18 protein-coding genes are annotated in these 18,773 nt (G+C 66.2%); 8 read left to right on the forward strand and 10 right to left on the reverse strand.

What is annotated here, in order from left to right; genetic code table 11:
* Positions 1-8 precede the first annotated feature (8 nt).
* Positions 9-3,437 carry a chromosome segregation protein SMC gene (gene smc, locus FRF71_RS02260; RefSeq protein WP_147089032.1) on the forward strand — a complete coding sequence of 1,143 codons (3,429 nt, stop codon included), beginning with the start codon at positions 9-11 and terminating at the stop codon, positions 3,435-3,437.
* Here the strand turns inward: smc and soxR are convergent, their stop codons facing one another.
* Entirely contained in the window at positions 3,438-3,878 is a 441-nt protein-coding gene (gene soxR / locus FRF71_RS02265; RefSeq protein WP_147089033.1) for a redox-sensitive transcriptional activator SoxR, read from the reverse strand. It abuts the gene before it with no gap.
* A gap of 114 nt (positions 3,879-3,992) precedes the next feature.
* On the opposite strand from soxR, the gene FRF71_RS02270 reads away from it, so the two are divergent.
* Together FRF71_RS02270 and FRF71_RS02275 are read left to right on the forward strand one after the other, a co-directional pair.
* Positions 3,993-4,364: a VOC family protein gene (locus FRF71_RS02270; protein ID WP_147089034.1), complete on the forward strand. Its 372-nt coding sequence runs from the start codon at positions 3,993-3,995 to the stop codon at positions 4,362-4,364.
* Complete coding sequence (locus tag FRF71_RS02275) at positions 4,357-4,755, forward strand: VOC family protein (protein WP_147089035.1); 399 nt, start codon at positions 4,357-4,359, stop codon at positions 4,753-4,755. Before FRF71_RS02270 ends, FRF71_RS02275 begins: the two co-directional genes overlap by 8 nt.
* A gap of 4 nt (positions 4,756-4,759) precedes the next feature.
* Here the strand turns inward: FRF71_RS02275 and FRF71_RS02280 are convergent, their stop codons facing one another.
* Together FRF71_RS02280 and ubiA are read right to left on the reverse strand one after the other, a co-directional pair.
* Complete coding sequence (locus FRF71_RS02280; RefSeq protein WP_147089036.1) at positions 4,760-5,392, reverse strand: SOS response-associated peptidase; 633 nt, start codon at positions 5,390-5,392, stop codon at positions 4,760-4,762.
* Positions 5,392-6,294 carry a 4-hydroxybenzoate octaprenyltransferase gene (gene ubiA / locus FRF71_RS02285; RefSeq protein WP_147089037.1) on the reverse strand — a complete coding sequence of 301 codons (903 nt, stop codon included), beginning with the start codon at positions 6,292-6,294 and terminating at the stop codon, positions 5,392-5,394. Before ubiA ends, FRF71_RS02280 begins: the two co-directional genes overlap by 1 nt.
* A 45-nt stretch (positions 6,295-6,339) precedes the next feature.
* Between ubiA and FRF71_RS02290 the strand changes: the two genes are divergently transcribed.
* The 3 genes from FRF71_RS02290 to FRF71_RS02300 are packed head-to-tail and all read left to right on the forward strand — an operon-like array spanning position 6,340 to position 8,824.
* Entirely contained in the window at positions 6,340-7,095 is a 756-nt protein-coding gene (locus FRF71_RS02290) for a 16S rRNA (uracil(1498)-N(3))-methyltransferase (RefSeq protein WP_147089038.1), read from the forward strand.
* Positions 7,096-7,136: 41 nt separating this feature from the next.
* Positions 7,137-8,522, forward strand: coding sequence for a glutamate--cysteine ligase (locus FRF71_RS02295; RefSeq protein ID WP_147089039.1), 1,386 nt, complete (start codon positions 7,137-7,139; stop codon positions 8,520-8,522).
* Complete coding sequence (locus tag FRF71_RS02300) at positions 8,522-8,824, forward strand: putative quinol monooxygenase (protein WP_147089040.1); 303 nt, start codon at positions 8,522-8,524, stop codon at positions 8,822-8,824. The genes FRF71_RS02295 and FRF71_RS02300 overlap by 1 nt, the downstream gene beginning before the upstream one ends.
* On the opposite strand, the gene FRF71_RS02305 is transcribed toward FRF71_RS02300, so the two are convergent.
* The 5 genes from FRF71_RS02305 to FRF71_RS02325 all read right to left on the reverse strand — a co-directional run bounded on the left by FRF71_RS02305 (position 8,825) and on the right by FRF71_RS02325 (position 14,450).
* On the reverse strand, positions 8,825-10,171 hold the full coding sequence (locus FRF71_RS02305) for a methyltransferase family protein (RefSeq protein ID WP_147089041.1): 1,347 nt from the start codon (positions 10,169-10,171) through the stop codon (positions 8,825-8,827). It lies immediately after the preceding gene.
* A 41-nt stretch (positions 10,172-10,212) separates the two neighbouring features.
* Positions 10,213-11,556, reverse strand: coding sequence for an outer membrane protein assembly factor BamB family protein (locus FRF71_RS02310; RefSeq protein WP_147089042.1), 1,344 nt, complete (start codon positions 11,554-11,556; stop codon positions 10,213-10,215).
* Between the two features lie 19 nt (positions 11,557-11,575).
* The gene (locus FRF71_RS02315) at positions 11,576-12,322 is read right to left on the reverse strand and encodes a tetratricopeptide repeat protein (protein WP_238339373.1); all 747 of its coding nucleotides are present in this window, start codon (positions 12,320-12,322) and stop codon (positions 11,576-11,578) included.
* 122 nt (positions 12,323-12,444) lie between these two features.
* On the reverse strand, positions 12,445-13,596 hold the full coding sequence (locus FRF71_RS02320; RefSeq protein ID WP_147089043.1) for a glycosyltransferase family 4 protein: 1,152 nt from the start codon (positions 13,594-13,596) through the stop codon (positions 12,445-12,447).
* On the reverse strand, positions 13,593-14,450 hold the full coding sequence (locus FRF71_RS02325) for an alpha/beta fold hydrolase (protein ID WP_147089044.1): 858 nt from the start codon (positions 14,448-14,450) through the stop codon (positions 13,593-13,595). The genes FRF71_RS02320 and FRF71_RS02325 overlap by 4 nt, the downstream gene beginning before the upstream one ends.
* An 83-nt stretch (positions 14,451-14,533) precedes the next feature.
* Between FRF71_RS02325 and FRF71_RS02330 the strand changes: the two genes are divergently transcribed.
* Positions 14,534-15,919 (forward strand): protein adenylyltransferase SelO family protein, encoded by a 1,386-nt coding sequence (locus tag FRF71_RS02330; RefSeq protein WP_147089045.1) that lies wholly within the window; start codon positions 14,534-14,536, stop codon positions 15,917-15,919.
* Positions 15,920-16,017: 98 nt separating this feature from the next.
* Positions 16,018-17,433, forward strand: a complete 1,416-nt coding sequence (astD, locus tag FRF71_RS02335; protein ID WP_147089046.1) for a succinylglutamate-semialdehyde dehydrogenase — start codon at positions 16,018-16,020, stop codon at positions 17,431-17,433.
* On the opposite strand, the gene FRF71_RS02340 is transcribed toward astD, so the two are convergent.
* Both FRF71_RS02340 and FRF71_RS02345 read right to left on the reverse strand, forming a co-directional pair.
* Positions 17,434-18,135: a hypothetical protein gene (locus FRF71_RS02340; RefSeq protein ID WP_147089047.1), complete on the reverse strand. Its 702-nt coding sequence runs from the start codon at positions 18,133-18,135 to the stop codon at positions 17,434-17,436.
* Positions 18,136-18,174: 39 nt separating this feature from the next.
* On the reverse strand, positions 18,175-18,663 hold the full coding sequence (locus FRF71_RS02345) for a glycine zipper 2TM domain-containing protein (RefSeq protein ID WP_147089048.1): 489 nt from the start codon (positions 18,661-18,663) through the stop codon (positions 18,175-18,177).
* Between the last annotated feature and the right edge of the window lie 110 nt (positions 18,664-18,773).

Below are 18,773 nucleotides of genomic sequence, written 5' to 3' on the forward strand. Positions count from 1 at the left end.
GCCAGACGATGCGGATCAAGCGGCTTAAACTGTCGGGCTTCAAAAGCTTCGTAGAGCCGGCTGAGCTGCATATCGAGCCGGGCCTGACCGGCGTGGTCGGCCCCAACGGCTGCGGCAAGTCAAACCTGCTCGAAGCGATCCGGTGGGTCATGGGCGAAAGCAGCCCCAAGTCGATGCGCGGCGGGGGCATGGAAGACGTGATCTTCGCCGGCACGGCCCAGCGCCCGCCACGCGATTTCGCCGAAGTCGTGCTGCTCGCCGATGCCGGAGACAATGACAGCGATCTGGAAGTTGTCCGCCGGATCGAGCGCGGGGCCGGCTCCGCCTACCGCGTGAATGGCCGCGACGTGCGGGCCAAGGATGTCGCGCTGGTCTTCGCCGATGCGGCGACCGGCGCCCACTCCCCCGCCCTCGTCAGCCAGGGCAAGATCGCTGCCGTAATCGCCGCCAAGCCGGCCGAACGGCGGATGATGCTGGAAGAGGCGGCGGGCATCGCCGGTCTCCATGTCCGCCGCAAGGATGCCGAGCAGAAGCTGCGCGCGACCGAGGCAAACCTGGCGCGGCTGGAAGACCTGATGGGCCAGCTCGACGCCCAGATCGGGTCCTTGCGCCGCCAGGCCCGCGCGGCGGAACGCTACAAGGCGCTGTCTGACAAGATCCGGCTGGCCGAGGCGCGGCTGGTCTATGCCCGCTGGCGCGATGCGGCAGCGGCGGCCGAAGCTGCCCGGGCCGAAGCCCAGGCTGCCGAAGCCCGCGTTGCTGCCGCCCAGGCCGCCATGGCCGAGGCGCAGAAGGCCCAGCACGAAGCAGCCTCTGCCCTTGCTGAAGCGCGCGATGAACTGGCCGACCGACGCGACGACGCCACGGCCCATGGTCACCGCATGGCCGCGCTGACCAGCCAGCTTGAAGCGGCCGAAGAGCGACTCAACGACCTCGACCGGCAGGCAGCGCGGCTGGAAGCGGACAAGGGCGATGCTGACCGGCTGACTCGCGATGCCGCCGAAGCCCTCGCCAGGCTGGAACGCGAACTGACCGAGGGTGAGGAGCGGCTCGAGGCTGAGGAAAGGCGCCGCCCGCTCATCGCCGCCGCGCTTGACGATGCCGATCGCAACCTGCGCGGTGCCGAACTCGCGCTGGCCAAGGCAACCGCCGACCAGGCAGGGGTCGAGGCCGAATGGCGCGTGGCCGAGGCCGAAGTCGCCGCCGCCCAGCAGCGCCTGTCGCGGCTTGAGGCCGAGGCGCGGCGGCAGGAAGACCTGAAAGCCGCGCTCGCCCGCGAAGGTGATCCGCTCGCCGCGCTGGCCGAAGCCGAACGGGCACGCGATGCGGCTGGCGAACGGCTGGTAGCCGCTCGCGCCGCGCTGGAAGGGCAGCAGGCACGCAAGGCAGAGCTGCAGTCCGCGCGCGATGCCGCATCATCGACCGTGGCCTCGGCCAAGGCCGAACTTGCCGGGGTAGAGCGCGAATGGCAGGCGCTGGTGCGTGACCGCGATGCCCGCGCCAAGCAGGCCAGCGGCAAGCACGGCCTGCCGGTCGCGCTCGATCAGGTGCGCGCCGCGCCGGGTTACGAGCGCGCGATTGCCGCCGTGCTCGGCCGCGATGCCAAGGCGCCGCTGGGCCAGGCTCCCGCTGGTGAGGATGGCCGCTTCTGGACCGGCGCTGCCGCGCCCAAGCCGGTCGCCGATAGCCTTGCCGCGCACGTCACCCAGTGCCCGGACGAGCTCAAGGCCCGCCTTGCGCTGGTCCATGTGGCGGAAAGCGACGATGGCCGCGCGCTGGGCCCCGGCGAATGGCTGGTCACCCGCGCCGGCCGGATCCGCCGCTGGGATGGCTTTGTCAGCCAGGGTGAAGGCGCCGCCGAGGCCGCGCGGCTGGAAGCCGAGAACCGCCTGACCGCGCTGGAGGCCGAACTGCCCGACAAGCGCGCTGCCGTCGAGACAGCCGAAACCAGCGCTGCTGCGGTACAGGCTGAACTCTCTGAGCTACAACTGGCGGTGATTGCGTCCGAACGCGCTCTTGCCGCTGCTTCCGAAGAGGAGCGCGCCGCGCTGCGCGCCGTCGACCAGGCCGAGGCTGCCAGGGCCCGGCTCGAGGCGCGGCGCACTGAACTGGCCGAAGCGGCTGGCGATCTGGCCGAACAACGCAAGCAGGCCGAAGCCGAGCTGGCGGGCGCAGAAGTGCGCCGTGCCGAATTGCCTGATCCTGCCACCGGCCGCGCCCAGCTTGCCGCGGCCCAGGCCCGCCATGACGCATCGCGCCAGGGGTTGCAGGCGGCCACCGCTGCGCTGGCCTCGCATGACCAGGGCTTGGCCGTCGCGCGCGAACGCTGCAATGCGCAGCGCGCCGACATCAAGGGCTGGCAGACCCGGGCCGGCGATGCCGCCAGTCGCCTCAGCGAAATGACCCGCCGCACCGAGGAAATCGCCGAGGAACGCGCCGTCGTGGCCGCGAAGCCCGCCAGCCTGATCCGCGAGATTGAAGCGGGTGATGAAGTGCGCAATCGCCTTGGCAGCGAACTCGCTGCAGCCGAGGCCAAAGTCAGCGAGCTGGGCGATGCCGCTCGCCGGATCGAGAACCGCTTTGCCGAGGCCAACGAAGCGCTCGCCTCCGCGCGCGAAGCCCGCGCCGGGGCAGCGGCCCGCGCCGAGAACGAGGAAGGCCGCCGCGCGGAAATGGCCGCGATCTCTGGCGAGCGCTTCCAGTGCCCGCCGCCGCTGCTGCCTGAACGGTTCGAATTCGTCGCCGCCGAAGTCGGCCCCTCAGGCCAGGAAAGCACCGAGCATGACAAGCTGGTCGCAGACCGCGAGCGGCTTGGCCCGGTCAACCTGGTCGCGGCCGAAGAGCTCGCTGAAGTTGAGGGGCGCCACGCCTCCAGCATCGCCGAGCAGGCCGAACTGACCGAAGCGGTGCACCGCCTGCGCGGCTCGATCGGCAACCTCAACCGCGAGGGCCGCGAGCGGTTGCGCGCCGCCTTCGAGGCGGTCAACACCCACTTCCAGCGCTTGTTCTCCAAACTGTTCGAGGGCGGCCAGGCGCACCTGGCACTGGTCGACAGCGACGATCCGCTTGAAGCTGGCCTCGAAATCTACGCCCAGCCGCCGGGCAAGCGCCTGACCTCGCTGACCCTGCTCTCGGGCGGGGAACAAGCTCTGACGGCGGTGGCGCTGATCTTCGCACTGTTCCTTACCAACCCGGCGCCGATCTGCGTGCTCGACGAAGTCGACGCGCCGCTAGACGATGCCAATATCGAGCGCTTCTGCGACTTGCTTGACGCGATGGTGAAGGAGACCGACACTCGCTACCTGATCGTCACCCACAACGCCGTGACGATGAGCCGCATGCACCGCCTGTTCGGCGTGACCATGGTCGAGCGCGGGGTGAGCCGCCTGGTCAGCGTCGACCTTGAGGGCGCGGAAGAACTGCTGGCGGCGGAGTAGCTATTCCAGCACATATCTCGGCCCCGTGCCCCCTGCCCCCGCACGATCATCCCTGTTGTAGAGCTGGCAGCGCTGGAGGCTAAGGCAGCCGCAGCCGATACATTCATCGAGCTTGGCGCGGGTGCGGGTGAGCAGCTGGATCTTGGCATCGAGCGCGACACGGACCGAGCGGCTGAGCTTCTGCCAGTCTGACAGGGTGGGCGTGCGGCCCTGCGGCAGCTGCGAGAGTTCTGCTTCGATCTCGGTCAGACCGAGGCCCAGTTTCTGTGCGATCAGGATGAAGCTGAGCCGGCGGATATCGCTGCGCAAAAAGCGCCGCTGGTTGCCCATGGTTCGGAACGCCTGGATCAGGCCCTTATCCTCGTAGAACCGGATTGCGGAAACCGCGAGGCCCGTGCGCCGCGCCAGTTCGCCGATCGGGAGCAGGTCGTTCTTGTCCATGGCCAAATGCCTTTTCCAAGCGAATTCGCTTGACCTCAAGTTAGCTTGAGGTTGCATCTAGGTAAAGCCTTATTCGCACTTTGCGGATCAAGATGCTGAAAAGGATAAAGAATCATGGCCAACGGATTTCTAGAGCATGTCAACATCACGGTCAGCGATCCCGAGCGCTCGTCAGCCCTGCTCCAGCGCCTGTGCGGCTGGCACGAGCGCTGGCGTGGTCCTTCGCAGCTGGGCGGGTGGACAATCCATGTCGGCAGCGAGCGCGATTACCTGGCGATCTACACCAACGAGGGCCGCGGCGGCCCCTTCGCCAAGGGCACCCCGCTGAACCATGTCGGGTTGGTGGTGGACGATCTTGATGCCGCAGAAGTGGTGGTCAAGGAGGCCGGCCTCGTCCCCTTCAACCATGCCGATTACGAACCCGGCCGCCGCTTCTACTTCTTCGACTGGGACGGAATCGAGTTCGAGGTGGTCAGCTATGCGTGAGGCGGCTCTCAAGTTGCGGGTCGCACGACCGACCAACGACATCGATGCCCTCTTATCGTTCTATCGCGACGGACTGGGCCTGACCGTGCTGACCAGTTTCGCGGATCATGGCGGATTCGACGGGCTCATGTTAGGCCTACCTGGCGCGCCCTGGCACTTGGAGTTCACCCGCGCCCCAGGCCACATTGCACCGACTGCACCAAGCGAGGATCACCTGCTGGTGCTCTACATGCCTGACGTCGCCGAATGGCAAGCCGCCTGCGCGCGGATGGAAGCGGCGGGCCATGCGCCGGTAGCCTCCTTCAACCCTTATTGGGACCTGCTCGGCAAGACCTATCAGGATCCGGAAGGTTACCGCGTAGTGATCCAGCAGCAGGAGTGGCCGCTTTGACCCGCTAAAGCAGCGGCGGCTGGGTGCCGATGGGTTTTCCGTCCACCCAGCGGTCGCCGGTGTGGTCGGCCAGCAGCGGTCCTCGCCAGGTCTGGCAGAGGTCGAGTGCATGATCGATCGAGCCACTGGTCCATTGCTCCCAGCTATCCGGGGCCAGGATTACCGGCATCCGGTCATGCACCTCGGCCATGGCGGGCGAGCTGTCGACCATGACCATGGCATAGCAATCGCCCCACTCTGCCGTCGGGCGCCACAGTCCGGCAACCACCATGACCTCGACGCCAGGCAGCGAGTACCACGAGCGGGTCATGCGCCCGGCCGGGCCCTGCGGCTCGGCCCACTGGGTTACAGGGATCAGACAGCGGCGGCGGGCGAAGCTGTCGCGCCAGAACGGGGTCAGCAGCTTGTCGTCGCGGGCGTTAGTGACCGGCTTGGGCTTGAGCTTCTGGCCCTGCTTGCCGGTCAGCACAACCGGCAGGCCCCAGTTCATTGCCCGCAGCCGTCCACCCTCGACCACCAGACCCGGATAGCCGGGATAAAGCTCGGCCGCGAAATTGGTGCCTGCCGCCGCGTCCTCCACCGCGAACAGCGCGGCGACTTCGGCCGTGCCCTTGGTCATCCGGTAGAGATTGCACATCAGGCGTTACCGACCACCCAGCAGGCCAGCGCGACCAGCAAGCCGGCAGTGCGGTTGGCGCGGAAGCGGGCGAGTGCATTGTCGGCATCACGGTCATCCAGGGTGAGCACTTGCCAGGCAAGGTGCAGCACCGCCGGGGCTAGGGCCAGCAACGCCAGCCAGTCTGGCCGAAGCAGCCAGAAGGCCAGCGCCCAGAGCAAGACTGCCCCGGCATAAAATACAGCCACGCCTGCCTTCACATGCGTACCCAGCGTCAAGGCGCTCGAACCGATCCCGACCATGGCATCGTCCTCGCGATCCTGACAGGCGTAGATCGTGTCGTATCCGACGCACCACAGCACCGCCCCGGCATAGAGCGCCGTCATGGCCGCAAGGTTCCCATCGTTCACAGCGATCCAGCCGACCGGGGCGCCCCATGTGAAGACGAGCCCCAGCCAGGCCTGCGGAAAGCCGGTGATCCGCTTCATGAAGGGATAGGCAGCGACCAGCGCCAAGCTGCCCAGCGCGACCAGCTGCGCTTGCCAGCGAAGTTGCAGCAGCACGATTAGCCCGACCCCGCACAGCGCCAGCAGCCAGGCCCAGGCCATTCCCTGGCTAACCCGCCCACTCGCCACCGGCCGCGCCGCAGTGCGCGCCACCTGCCGGTCCAGATCGGCATCGACGATATCGTTATAAACGCAGCCCGCGCCGCGCATCGCGATCGAGCCGAGCAGGAACCACAGCAGCAGGTCCCATCGGCTCTCCCCGCCCGCCAGCAGCAGCCCCCAGGCGCAGGGCCAGAACAGGAGCCACCAGCCGATCGGCCGATCAAACCGGGCGAGCTGCGCCAGGTCTCGCAGCGGCTGCGGCAGCGCGGCCACCAGCCCGCGGTGCTGGGTATCGGGGACGATTTCGGCGGTCATGCTTACCCTGTAGCCAATCAGCCGAAATCCGCTAGAGCATGCGCCATGCCCGCCACCCCCGCCTGGCCACCCAAATCCGCGCCGCGCCTGTTCGTTGAGCAGATGCTGGGCGAAGGCCTGCAAATCAGCATCGAGGGTCCGCAGGCGCATTACCTGGCGCGGGTGATGCGGGTCGGGCCGGGCGACGCGGTGATCCTGTGCGACAATACGACCGGCGAATGGGCCGCACGCGTTGCGGATGCGGGCAAACGCGACGTGCTGCTTACCGCCGAAACCTTGCTCCGCCCCCGCGAGGCGGTGCCCGATTTCACGCTCTGCGCCGCGCTGCTCAAGAAGGACCGGTTCGATCTGGTGCTGGAGAAGGCCTGCGAACTGGGCGTCGCGCGGATCCAGCCGGTGCTGACCCGGCGCTGCGTGGCCGACAAGCTCAACCTTGAGCGGGCGCGCGCCATCCTGACCGAGGCGGCCGAGCAATGCGCGCGGACTGCCTTGCCAGAGCTGCTCGCCCCGGTGAAGCTCGATGCCCTGCTGAGGGACTGGGAAGCCAATCGAACCCTGTTCTTCGCCGACGAGAATGGCGGCGGCCCGGCTGCCTCCGCTTTTGCCGCGAACAACGGCCCCGCTGCACTCCTGACCGGTCCCGAAGGCGGCTTTGACGAGGCTGAGCGGACCGCTATCCGCGCCCTGCCGCAGGCCCGCCCGATCACCCTTGGCCCCCGTATCTTGCGCGGCGAAACCGCCGTCATTGCCGCTACCGCGCTATGGATGGGGACAAGGGGCGACTGGACAGCCCCCGCATAAATTTGCTGGCGCGACGCGATTCTTCGCACTAACTCCGCGCCATGAGCACCAGACAGGTTTCAGATCGCAACGATCCTGTGATCGAAAGCCGCGAGCAATTGCTCGCCCCAATGATCAAGGGCGAGAAGCCGCGCGAGCGCTGGCGCATCGGGACCGAGCACGAGAAGCTGGTCTATTGCACCAAGGATCATCACGCTCCGTCCTATGACGAGCCCGGCGGAATCCGCGATCTGCTGGTCGCGATGCAGGACTATGGCTGGGAGCCGGTGACAGAGTCTGATGATTCTGGGGCGAGCAATATCATCGCCCTGTCCGGCAGCGACGGCGCGGTCAGCCTGGAGCCGGCTGGGCAACTTGAGCTGTCGGGCGCGCCGCTGGAAACCTTGCACCAGACCTGCGCCGAAACCGGGCGCCATCTCGATCAGGTCAAGGCGATCGGTAGCAAGACCGGCAAGGGCTTCCTGGGCCTGGGCATGTGGCCCGACAAGACTCGCGCCGAACTGCCGATCATGCCCAAGGGGCGCTATGCGATCATGCTGCGGCACATGCCGCGCGTCGGCAACCTTGGCCTCGACATGATGCTGCGGACCTGCACGATCCAGGTCAACCTCGACTATTCGAGCGAGGCCGACATGGTACAGAAGTTCCGCACCAGTCTGGCGCTGCAACCGCTGGCCACGGCGCTGTTCGCCAATTCGCCCTTTACCGAAGGCAAGCCCAACGGCTTCCTCTCTTACCGCAGCCACATCTGGACCGATACCGATCCGGCCCGCACCGGCATGGCCAGCTTCGTGTTCGAGGATGGGTTCGGCTATGACCGCTACGTCGAATACATGCTCGACGTGCCGATGTACTTCGTGTTCCGCGACGGGAAGTACATCGATGCCGCCGGCCTCTCGTTCCGCGATTTCCTGGACGGCAAGCTGTCGATCCTGCCCGGCGAGCGTCCGCTGGCCAGCGACTGGGTCGATCACCTCTCCACCGCCTTCCCCGAAGTGCGGCTGAAGTCGTTCCTCGAGATGCGCGGGGCCGATGGCGGGCCGTGGAACAAGATCTGCGCTCTGCCCGCTTTCTGGGTCGGCTTGCTCTATGATCAGACCGCGCTCGACGCAGCCTGGGACCTGGTCAAGGACTGGGACATGGAAGGCCGCGAACGGCTGCGCGCCGAAGTGCCCAAGCTGGGTCTGGACGCCCCGCTGCCGGGCGGGGGCAAGCTGAAGGACATTGCCGCCGAAGTGCTGGTGATCAGCCGCGCGGGCCTTAATGCCCGCAACCGGCTCAATTCGATGGGCGATACCGAAGCCGGCTTCCTCAACCCGCTCGACGAGATCGTTTCGAGCGGCAAGGTTCCGGCCCAGCGCCTGCTCGACAAGTTCCACGGCGAATGGGGCGGCGATATCAGCCGCGTTTACGAGCTGAGCTTCTGATGCCGATCGCGATCGTCGGCCAGTTCCGCATACCGGTTGAGAACCTGGCGGCGGCGCGCCCGCTGATGATCGCGGTTATCCAGGCGAGCCGAGCGGAAGCTGGCTGTATCGAATACAACTATGCCGAGGACCTGCTCGACCCCGGCCTGATTCGCGTCAGCGAGATCTGGGAAAGCCGTGAGCACCTGGCCGCGCACTTCAAATCGGCGCACATGCAACGCTGGATTGCGGAGCGAGCGGACCTTGGCTTGTCGAGCCGGCAGGTCACCGGGTTCGCAGCGGAGCGCGGCGAACCGCTCTGATCATTCCGCCGGGTGCAGCACCTGGCGCCGCCCGCGCAGTGCCTGACCAAGGCGGCGGAACTGCCGCGTAATCAGCCCGTGCTGCGCCATCCAATCCGCATAGGCACGGTACTTGGGATCCTCGGCCAGCAGGTGTGCTTCTTCAGTCTTGGCGCGCCAGAAATAGATCGCGCTGACACAGGCCAGGAAAAAGGTGTTGCGCACCATGTCGGTGAACGAATGGCTGACCACCAGAAACGGCAGAGTCTCCAGCCACCAGAAGGTGTTCTTGGCCAGATAGGCTGGATGCTTGGTGAAGCGGTAGGGGCCGCCCGTCAGCACGCCGCGATAAGTCAGGTTGGAGAAGCGCAGGCCAAAGGCAACAGTCGCCCAAGCATAGATCGCTGCGAGCATGACGAGAACGCCCGCCCAGGCCCACAGCACCAGCTCATGCCCGGCAAACCAGTAGGCCCAGTTCTGGGTATTGGTCTGGTAGTAAAGCGGACCGTTGCCCTGCATCAGTTGAAACGGCGGATAGCAGATCAGCGCCGCCAGCCAGCCCGCGAGGAACGGATTGGCGCTGCGGATCTGCGCGTCCAGCGGCTTCATCGTCATGATATAGCCCACTGTGCCAATCTGCGCGTCGAGCACGAACATCGCCGTTATCAGCAGACCCGCCAGCTGGACCGGATCGCGGAGCAGCGGCGCCCAGTCATTCTGCACCAGGATACCGAAGCCGCCTGGCACGATCGAGATCATGAAGGCGGTGAAGAAGCCCTTCACCGCCCAGGCGCGCGCGTGATGCCAGACCTGTGCCGGATCGAACGGCTCGCGCCCGATCAGCAGGGCCCCGAAATGCCAGGCTCCATCGCGTGGCTCTACCAGCACGCGATCAAGCCAGATGACATAGGGAATGGAAGCGACAAACAGTGGTCCGGCGAGGGTCCCCAGCACTTGCATGGACAGCAGGTATGGCTCGTCCCAATACCACCGGGCGACGCAGTATAATGCGCCGATCGCCGCCCAGGTGGCCCAGAGGCCAGCCAGCTTGGTGATCGAGATATCGACGATGGCGGCAACCGGCCTCGGCTTGCTCCAGTCGATCCCGGTCGAAGGACGACGGTGGACCTTGTCCTTGACCAGCGAGACCACGACCATCGGCAGGGCCGCGGCAACCAAGCCGGCGAGCCCGGCATAGGGGCCAGACAGGCGCTCTTGCGGCGCAGCCAAACCTAGCGCTGCGCTGATTTCAGGCCAGAAATGGCAGAAGCAGATCCACACCGCCAGCCCGGCCACACCCCACAGCCCCACGGCAGCGGAGACGTCGCTGGCCGGCCGCTGCGGCACCGGAGGCTGGGACGTGCTCATTGCCTTCGCCTTAGCAGCGAAGGGTTAATGGCGCGGTAACATCAACGGAAGGCAGAAATCCGGCCGCTGTCATCGAGGATGTAGAGCGAGCCGCCGGCCACGATCGGGGCCAGGGTCACCGGATTCTTGAGATCGGTGAAGGCCACCGGCGCCCCGTCCTCAACCCCGGCCGAATAGACCTGCCCGTTCGAATTGGCGAACCACAGCCGGCCGCCGGCCAGCACCGGGCCGGTCCAGAAGATCGGGTTCTTCTTCTTTTCCTCGTTCTCGAACCGGGCGAGCTGGGTGAGCCAGCGGACCTTGCCGGTCGCGCGCTGGATGCACAACAGCTTGCCATCGTCGGTCAGGGTGAAAATCCAGTCGCCCGCAATTGCCGGGGTGGAAATGCCCGCCAGGTTGAGTTCCCAGATGCGCTGGCCGGTGACCAGTTCATAAGCCGCCATGCGCCCGCCCTGACCCAGGGCGAAGACCCGGCCGCGATCAATGATCGGATCAGCGTCAATGTCGGTCAGCACACCCACGGTGGTCGAAAGCGAAGTACGCGCCAGCGCATCGGACCATAGCTGACGGCCGTTCTCATAGCGGAAGGCCACTAGTTCGCCGGTGCTGAAGCCCGCGACAATCGTGCCCTGTCCTGCGGCCGGAGCGGCCACGCCAAACACGCCGGTCTGGCCGCTTGAGGCTGCCTCGTTCCAAAGCGCAGCGCCGTCAGCTGCGTTGAGCGAATAGACCTGGTTGTCCATGGTCATGACGAAGACGGAGTTGAAGGCAATGGTCGGCGATCCGCGCAGCGGGCCGGCGGGCTTGACCTTCCAGACGATCGAGCCGTTGCTGGCATCAAGCGCGGCCACTTCGCCCAGGCCGGTGGTGATATAGACCCGCCCATCGGCAAAGCTGGCGCCGCCGCCATAGATCGAGGTCTGACCATCGCCCTTCAGCGAAAAGCTGGTGCTCCAGCGCTTGGCACCGGTTTGGGCATCAAAGGCGCTGACCGTGCCGGCCGTATCCATCACGAACAGCTGGCCGCCACCGACCACCGGCGAAGCGGCCAGACGCTGCTTCTTGTCCGACCCGGCGACCTGCGCGGTCCACGAGCGTCCCGGATTGGCGGCGAGTTCGAGGTTCCCGTAAGACTTGCTGGCCGTCCCGCCGGCTTGCGGCCAGTCCGGATTGGCGGCAGCGGGCGGAACGATCACCGAGATGCTCGCCAGCAGCGGATCGATCTTGGCCCCGGTATCGACGCGCGAAAGGATCGGAATGCGGTTGCCCAAGGTCGGGGTCTTCGGCTTGTCCTTGCCGCCGAATGCACCGCAACCGGCCAGCGAAACGGCGAGGACCAGCGCCAGCGAGGCAGTCAGGCGGCGGGAAATCGGTTTGGCTTGCATGGACTATCCTTGACTAAACTTACTGCTGCGCGGTGACGAGGTTGACGGCATCATCGCTGCCCGCATCATAGCCGAGCTGGCCGGCCACCTGGCGCATCCGCGTACGGAGTGTACCCGGCACTTCGGTATTCTTGCCGATCGCGGCAAATAGCGGGCCGGCCTGATCGGGTTTACCCATCTTGAGATAGGCCATGCCGACCAGCTCGCCTGCGCTGCCGAACCAGGGATTGCCCGGCACGGCCAATGGCTTCAACTTATCCACCACCTGCTGCGGCTGCATCGCATCGAACCGCAGCGAAACCTCTCGGATCGTCGCCAGGTCGCGATAGGCCTGCGGCACGCCGGTATCGGCGGAAATCGCGGCAAAGGCTTTGGCGGCATCCTCGGGCTTGCCCTGCTGGACCAGGATCGCAGCGCGGGTCATCGCTGCGGCCGCCTTGCTGCCATCGCTGCCATCTTTGGTCAGCTGGTCGAGATCGGCCAGCGCGGCACCGGTATTGCCGGCATCCAACTTGTCGAGCGCGATGATCGCCTGCTCACTACGTTCGCCGGCGGCCTGCTTGGTCGAGTTATCCCAATAGAGATAGCCCGCCAGCGCCAGCAGCCCCACGGCAATAGCCCCGCCGATCGGCTTGCCATAGCGGGTCAGGATCGACTTGAGCTCATCCTCACGCAGCGCGTCATCGACTTCGCGCAGGAACACGTCCTGCTGGGCGGCGGCCTGCTCTTCGGACTTGGACGGTGCGGAACGATCGGACGGAGGCAAGGCCAAGGCGGTGACTTTCACTCGGAAACTGGGTCAAACGTGCGCGCTGTTTAGCTGATGGGCGGGCCTTTTCAACGCCCGATCTCTGCGCTGTCCCCCGTGAAGCACGGGTGAACGACGATTCAGGGGAAGGCGGTGCGGCCCAGGGCCCCGGCGTAGAGGTTGCGATAGGCGGTGATCATCTTGGCTTCGTCATACTCGGCCTCGGCCCGGGTGCGGTTGGCCTTGCCGATGGACGCACGCAAATCGGCATCTTCGGCCAGGGCCAAAAGTGCCTGAGACAGGGCGGCTTCGTCCCCTGGAGGGGAGAGGAAGCGGCAGTTTTCGCCTGCTACCATCGCCTCGATATCGCCCACCCGCGGTGCGGCAATGGCCAGGCCGCTGGCCATTGCCTCGACCACCGAGATCGGGAACTGCTCACTGTCGGAAGACAGCGCGAACAGATCGAATAGCCCCATTGCCTGGGCCGGGTGAGCGACATGGCCGGGCAGGTGCACGCGGTGCCCGACCCCCAGTCTAACGGCCTCTGCGCGGATCGCCTCGCGCTCCGGCCCTTCGCCCAGGATCACCAGCTGCCATGCTTCGGGCAACGGCGCGAAGGCGCGGACCAGCCGCGGCAGGTTCTTGACCGCGCGCAGGCCCGCCAACGTCCCCAGCCACAGTTCGCCCGGATGCTTGATCACGCGCGGCAGGACATCGGGCTTGGGCTTGCGGCCATAAGCGAAGACCGCGATGCCGTTGGGAATGCGTTTCACCATCGCCGCCGGCTGCTTCCAGGCGGTACGGGCGATGTGTTCCAGCCGCTGCGACGGAACGACCAGCCTCTGGGCGCGGAACAGCGCGATCCGGCGGAAGAGATTGCGGTGCCACTTCAGCCGCACCGCCTCGTCCTGGTTGAAGCCGTCTTCGTGATGGATCAGCGGCGGCAGCTTCAGCACCTCGGCAAAGGCAGTGTGGGCAAGCACCGCGTCCATCGCGCCCCAGTTATAGGTCAGCACGAGGTCAAAGCCGATCATCGCACGGGCGAGCTCCTGCAGGCGGCGGGGGAATGGCTTGCCGGTCAGCTCGGGGAACTCGGGGTAGTCGACCGGGATCGCTGGATCGATCGCCCGCGCTGCGCCCAACGCCCCGGGCACGGCCGAGACGATGCTGTGCGCCACTTGCGGCCCGAAGGCGTTTATCAGCTGTACGGCACGCATTTCCTTGCCGCCGGGATCGAAACTGGAATGGAGATGCAACACCCGCAGCCGCGGGACCGGGGTGCGCTTCTTCATTTGATCCGGGCCAGCAGCTGGTCGATCGCTGTCACGGCCACCGGCTCACTCAACGTCGGCGCATGGCCGACCTTGGGTACGGTAACTGTTACGGCCTCTGGCAAGCGCTTGGCCATCTGCTCGAAGGTTGCGGCCGACAGCACATCAGACAGCGCGCCGCGCAGCAGGGTGACCGGCCGGCCGGCCAGTGCCTCGAAGGCCGGCCACATGTCGACATTGCTGGCCCCATCCGCTGTGGCGAAGGGTTCTGCAATCTTCATGTCATAGTCGAAGTGGATCCGCCCATTGCTGCCCACCACCATGCAGCGCTTGGCCATGGCCAGCCAGTCGGTGATCGAAGCCTCGGGGAAGGTTGGCCCCTGCGATTCCGCCAGCGCCCGGGCGGCGTGCATCCATGTGGGGAAGTTGCGCGCCTGGCCGACATAACCGCGGATCCGCTCGATCCCAGCGGGGTCAACTTCCGGCCCGACATCGTTCAGCAGCGCCCCGGCCAGGCGCTCTGGCCCGGTCGCGGCGATCAGCATGGTCAGCAGCCCGCCTAGCGAGGTGCCGATCGCCACCACCTGGCTGAGCTTGGCCTGCGCGAACAGCTCGCCCAGATCCTCAAGATACTGCAGCGGATTGTAGGTGGCTGAATCCTTGGCATAACCGCTGTCACCGCGGCCGCGCAGCTCGACGCAGATCACCCGCCACTCGCCGGCCAGCCGCTGGGCCAGGTCCTCGAAATCGCGGGCGTTGCGGGTGAGGCCGGGCAGACACAGCACCGGGGGCCGGTCGGCGCGGCCAGCATAGTCGCGATAATGCAGTTGCAGGCCATCGCGACTGGTCCAATAGCCGTCAGTAAAATCAGTCATCTTCTGGCCGGACCTTCGGGTAATGTTTAGCGGTACACTTTGCAGCGCTTGTGCCGCGCGGCGGTTGGTCCCACTATTGCCGGATGCGTGCCGAACCGCAAGCCGCCCCCTATCGTGCCGATACGCCGATTGCCCAGCTCGCCCCATGGCTGGCCGATCCGGTGAAGGCTGCCGACTTTCCAAAGGCGGTCTTACGCTTTCGCAATCACCGCTGGGATCGGGCGGTTGGTCTGTCGGGCTTGTCCGACGACGCCTGGGTCGAGCACTTCGCCCGCTTTGCCCCTCTGCCGGACAACCTGCCCCAGCCGCTCGCGCTGCGTTATCACGGTCACCAGTTCCGCGTGTATAACCCGGACCTGGGTGACGGGCGCGGCTTCCTGTTTGCGCAAATGCGTGATGGCGCGGGCCGACTGCTCGATCTTGGCACCAAGGGTTCGGGCCAAACCCCGTGGAGCCGCGAGGGCGACGGACGGCTTACGCTGAAAGGCGCGGTGCGCGAGATCCTGGCAACCGAAATGCTCGAGGCGTTGGGCGTAAACACCAGCAAGACCTTCTCGGTGATCGAGACCGGCGAAGATCTCTACCGTTCAGACGAGCCCTCCCCCACTCGCGCGGCGGTGATGATCAGGCTTAGTCACGGACACATTCGCATCGGCACGTTCCAGCGACTGGCCTACCTCGAAAGCCGCGCCGAAATGGCCGCGCTGATCGACTATTGCCTGGCGCAGTTCCCCGGCCCACCCCCGCCCGAGGACGCCCCGGGACGCCACGAGCCGGCGGTGATCCTGCTCCACCAGGTGGTTGAACGGCTGGCGCAGCTGGCGGCAGAATGGATGGCAGCGGGCTTCGTCCACGGCGTGCTCAACACCGATAACATGAACATTTCAGGCGAAAGTTTTGACTATGGTCCGTGGCGCTGGCTGCCGGCCTGGGACCCGAGCTTCACTGCCGCCTATTTCGACCATGCCGGGCTCTACGCCTTCGGCCGCCAGCCCGAAGCGCTGCACTGGAACTGCGGACAACTGGCGGTGGCGCTGCGGCTGGTGGCCGAAGCACCGCCGCTGATCGCTGCGCTGGAGCGGTTTGGACCGCTTTACCAGACTGCCCTTGCTCGCCAATTCCTATGGCGACTGGGCGTGCAGTCGCGCGGGTTCGATGCTGACTATGCCCTGATCGCCCGGGCCGAGCAGACCATGCGCGAAGAAGCGCTTTCGCCCGATGCCTTCTTCCACCGCCACCGCTTTGGCCGCCAAGCCGAGGGGGAATTTGCAACGCTGCTCAGGGATTTCAACCCGGTCGGCACCGAGCACGACCTGTGGCAAGAAGACCGGCCACCGAGCCTGGTGGTCGACAATGTCGAGGCGATCTGGGCTGCGATCGACCAGCGCGATGACTGGGCTCCGCTGGGCGAGACGATCGCTGCAATCCGCCGACTGGGCGAGGCCCTGGGTCCACCACCGCGCGTTTAGGCTCAAATAGCTAACCTGAAAGCCAAAGCTTTTCAGAGCGGGCCTGCTCGGCTAAGGCGCTCGGCATCGGCGTGTCGCGGGCCGATTGGGGTGGAAGCGTGAGCACAGCAGAACTGATTTCCTACGAGCCAGCCACGGGAGCCGAGCTCTGGCGAGGCAAGCATGGCGATGTCGATGAGATCGTCGGACGCGCCCGCCGCGCCTGGCCAGCCTGGGCCGCGCAGCCGCTTTCGACCCGGATGGAACTGGTCCGCCGCTTCGCCAACGAGGTTCGCAAGGATTCCGAAAAGCTGGCGACGATGATCGCGCGCGAGACCGGCAAGCCGCTGTGGGAAGCGCGCACCGAGGTCGAAAGCGTGGTCAACAAGGTCGAGATTTCGATCCGCGCCTATGCTGAGCGGACCGCACAGCGCAAGCTCGACAATGCCATGCAGGGCACCGCCGCGCTGCGTCACAAGCCGCATGGGGTGATGGCCGTTTTGGGGCCCTACAACTTCCCCGCGCACTTGCCCAATGGCCACATTGTCCCAGCACTGATTGCCGGCAACGCAGTTGTCTTCAAGCCCAGCGAGAAGACCCCGGCAACGGCCGAGCTGCTGGTCCAGTGCTTCCACCGCGCCGGGATCTCGGCAGCGGTGATCCAGCTGCTGATCGGCGGCCCGGCCGAGGGCCAGGCGCTGGTCGCGCACGACGGGATCGATGGCGTGCTGTTCACTGGCTCGGCCCACACCGGCATCGCGATCAACCGCAAGCTGGCAACCCGTCCGGACAAGATCGTCGCGCTCGAGATGGGCGGCAACAACCCGCTGGTGGTCTGGGACACGCCGAAGATCTCCGATGCGGCTGCGCTGGTAGTGCAGTCGGCCTTCACCTCAGCCGGGCAGCGTTGCACCGCAGCACGCCGGCTGATCGTCAAGACTTCTATGCACGAGCCGCTGATGGCCGAAGTGAAGCGGCTGGCCGACCGGATCATCGTTGGCGCGCCGTTTGATGAACCAGCGCCCTATATGGGACCGGTGATCGACAACCAGGCTGCCGATGGTCTGACCGAGAGCTTCCTCTATCTGCTGAGCAACGGCGGCAAGGCGATCAAGCACCTGATCCGCCTGCGCGATGACCTGCCGTTCCTGTCCCCAGCGATCATCGATGTCAGCGCGGTCAAGGACAAGCCCGATCTCGAACTGTTTGGACCGCTGCTGCAAGTCAGCCAGGCCAGCGACCTTGATGAGGCAATTGCCGAGGCGAACAACACGCGGTTCGGCCTCTCGGCCTCGCTGATTGGCGGGACCCCGCAGGAATACAACCGCTTCTGGGCCAATGTCCGCGCTGGCGTGATCAACTGGAACCGGCCCACCAACGGCGCCAGTTCGGCCGCCCCGTTTGGCGGGGTTGGCCTTTCTGGCAACCACCGTCCGAGCGCCTACTATGCGGCAGACTATTGCGCCTATCCGGTCGCCTCCAACGAGATGGAACAGCCCCGCGCGATGATCGGGGTAGGCCTGCGCGAGGCGTGATCAACCCTGGGTGACCAGGTCCACCTCGGTGACACCGTCGGCCAGCTTGCGGGCGTGAACCGCAAAAGACACGCTGCCGTTCGCACCGCTGACCGCCAAGTCCGTGCCGATCCTCGCCACCCGCGGCAACAACCCGGCCCGAGCGGCGCTGGCATGATAAAAATCGATGACGTCGCTGACTGCCACGGGTGTGCGAAAGTTGACCACGCGCAGCCTGCACCCGGCCGCGTCGCTGCCGGCCGCTTCCTGCGCATGAGCTCGCGGGTAAACCGGCAAGGTGGCGGGCAGCCGGGCTGCCCAGATAAACGAATAGTCAAGCGAACCCGCGCATTTTGCCGCAAAGGGCAGCGCCGCCGCGACGCCGCCAGCGGTGACCGCTCGGGCGACGGACGAGACTTTTGCTCCACTTGCACCGTTCGGCGCGGGGGGAATGTTGCCGCCAATTAGACCGGCAGCCTCATCGCGGGCCCGAGCCGCTTCATTGGCATCGGGGCCGAATAACGGCACCCCGCCTTCCGCCAGGCCGCCGCCCGAGAGCATAGTGGCGTTGCGGCTGGCGCCGACCAGATCGGGATCGCTTAACAAGGGTTCGGAGAGAGCGCCCATAATGGCGGGATCGCGCAGGCGGGCCGTCTCGGGCGCCGCCGCATCACCGCAAGCGGTGAGCAGGCTTAACGCAAGCAGGGGCAGAAAACGGTCCATCGCGCGGGTAGCGTTACCCGCGCGATGGTTAAGGTCACTTTAGCGGCACTGATAGCCGTTGTTGCTGCTGTTCTTGTCGATCGCCCGGCCCAGCAGGGCACCGCCTGCAGCGCCCAGGATCGCGCCAACCGTGCGGTCACCGCGGCGTCCGGCGACTTCACGGCCGATCAACGCGCCGGCGACACCGCCAACGATCAGGCCGGTCGTACCGTCGCTGCGGCGGCAGTAGTAGCGGCCGTCGTCACCGCGCCAGGTGCGGGTGTTGCGGTAGACCGGTTCGCCATAGTAGCCGCCATTGCGATAGTCATTGCGGTATTCGGTGCGATAGTCGCCCCGGTATTCGCCGCGATAGCCATCGCGATAGCGGTCACCGCGGCGATCTTCCCAGCGATCACGCTTGCGTTCGCCATGGTGCCAGCCATTGTCATGGCCGCGATAGTGGTCCGGGTCGGCCAGCGCCGGGCTGGCAGTCAGCACCATAACCGGGGCCAGCAGGGCCAGGGTAGCGCTCTTGAAGGTCTTCGGCATGGTCAGTCTCCTTGATCCGTTGCATTCAGCTTTACGCCCAGAAAGCTGAACGGGCCGCAACCGGACTGTCAGGAACAGATTTATTTTGAGGCCGCGCTGCGCGCTTGCCG

This window comes from Novosphingobium ginsenosidimutans, assembly GCF_007954425.1.
GTDB classification, from domain to species: domain Bacteria; phylum Pseudomonadota; class Alphaproteobacteria; order Sphingomonadales; family Sphingomonadaceae; genus Novosphingobium; species Novosphingobium ginsenosidimutans.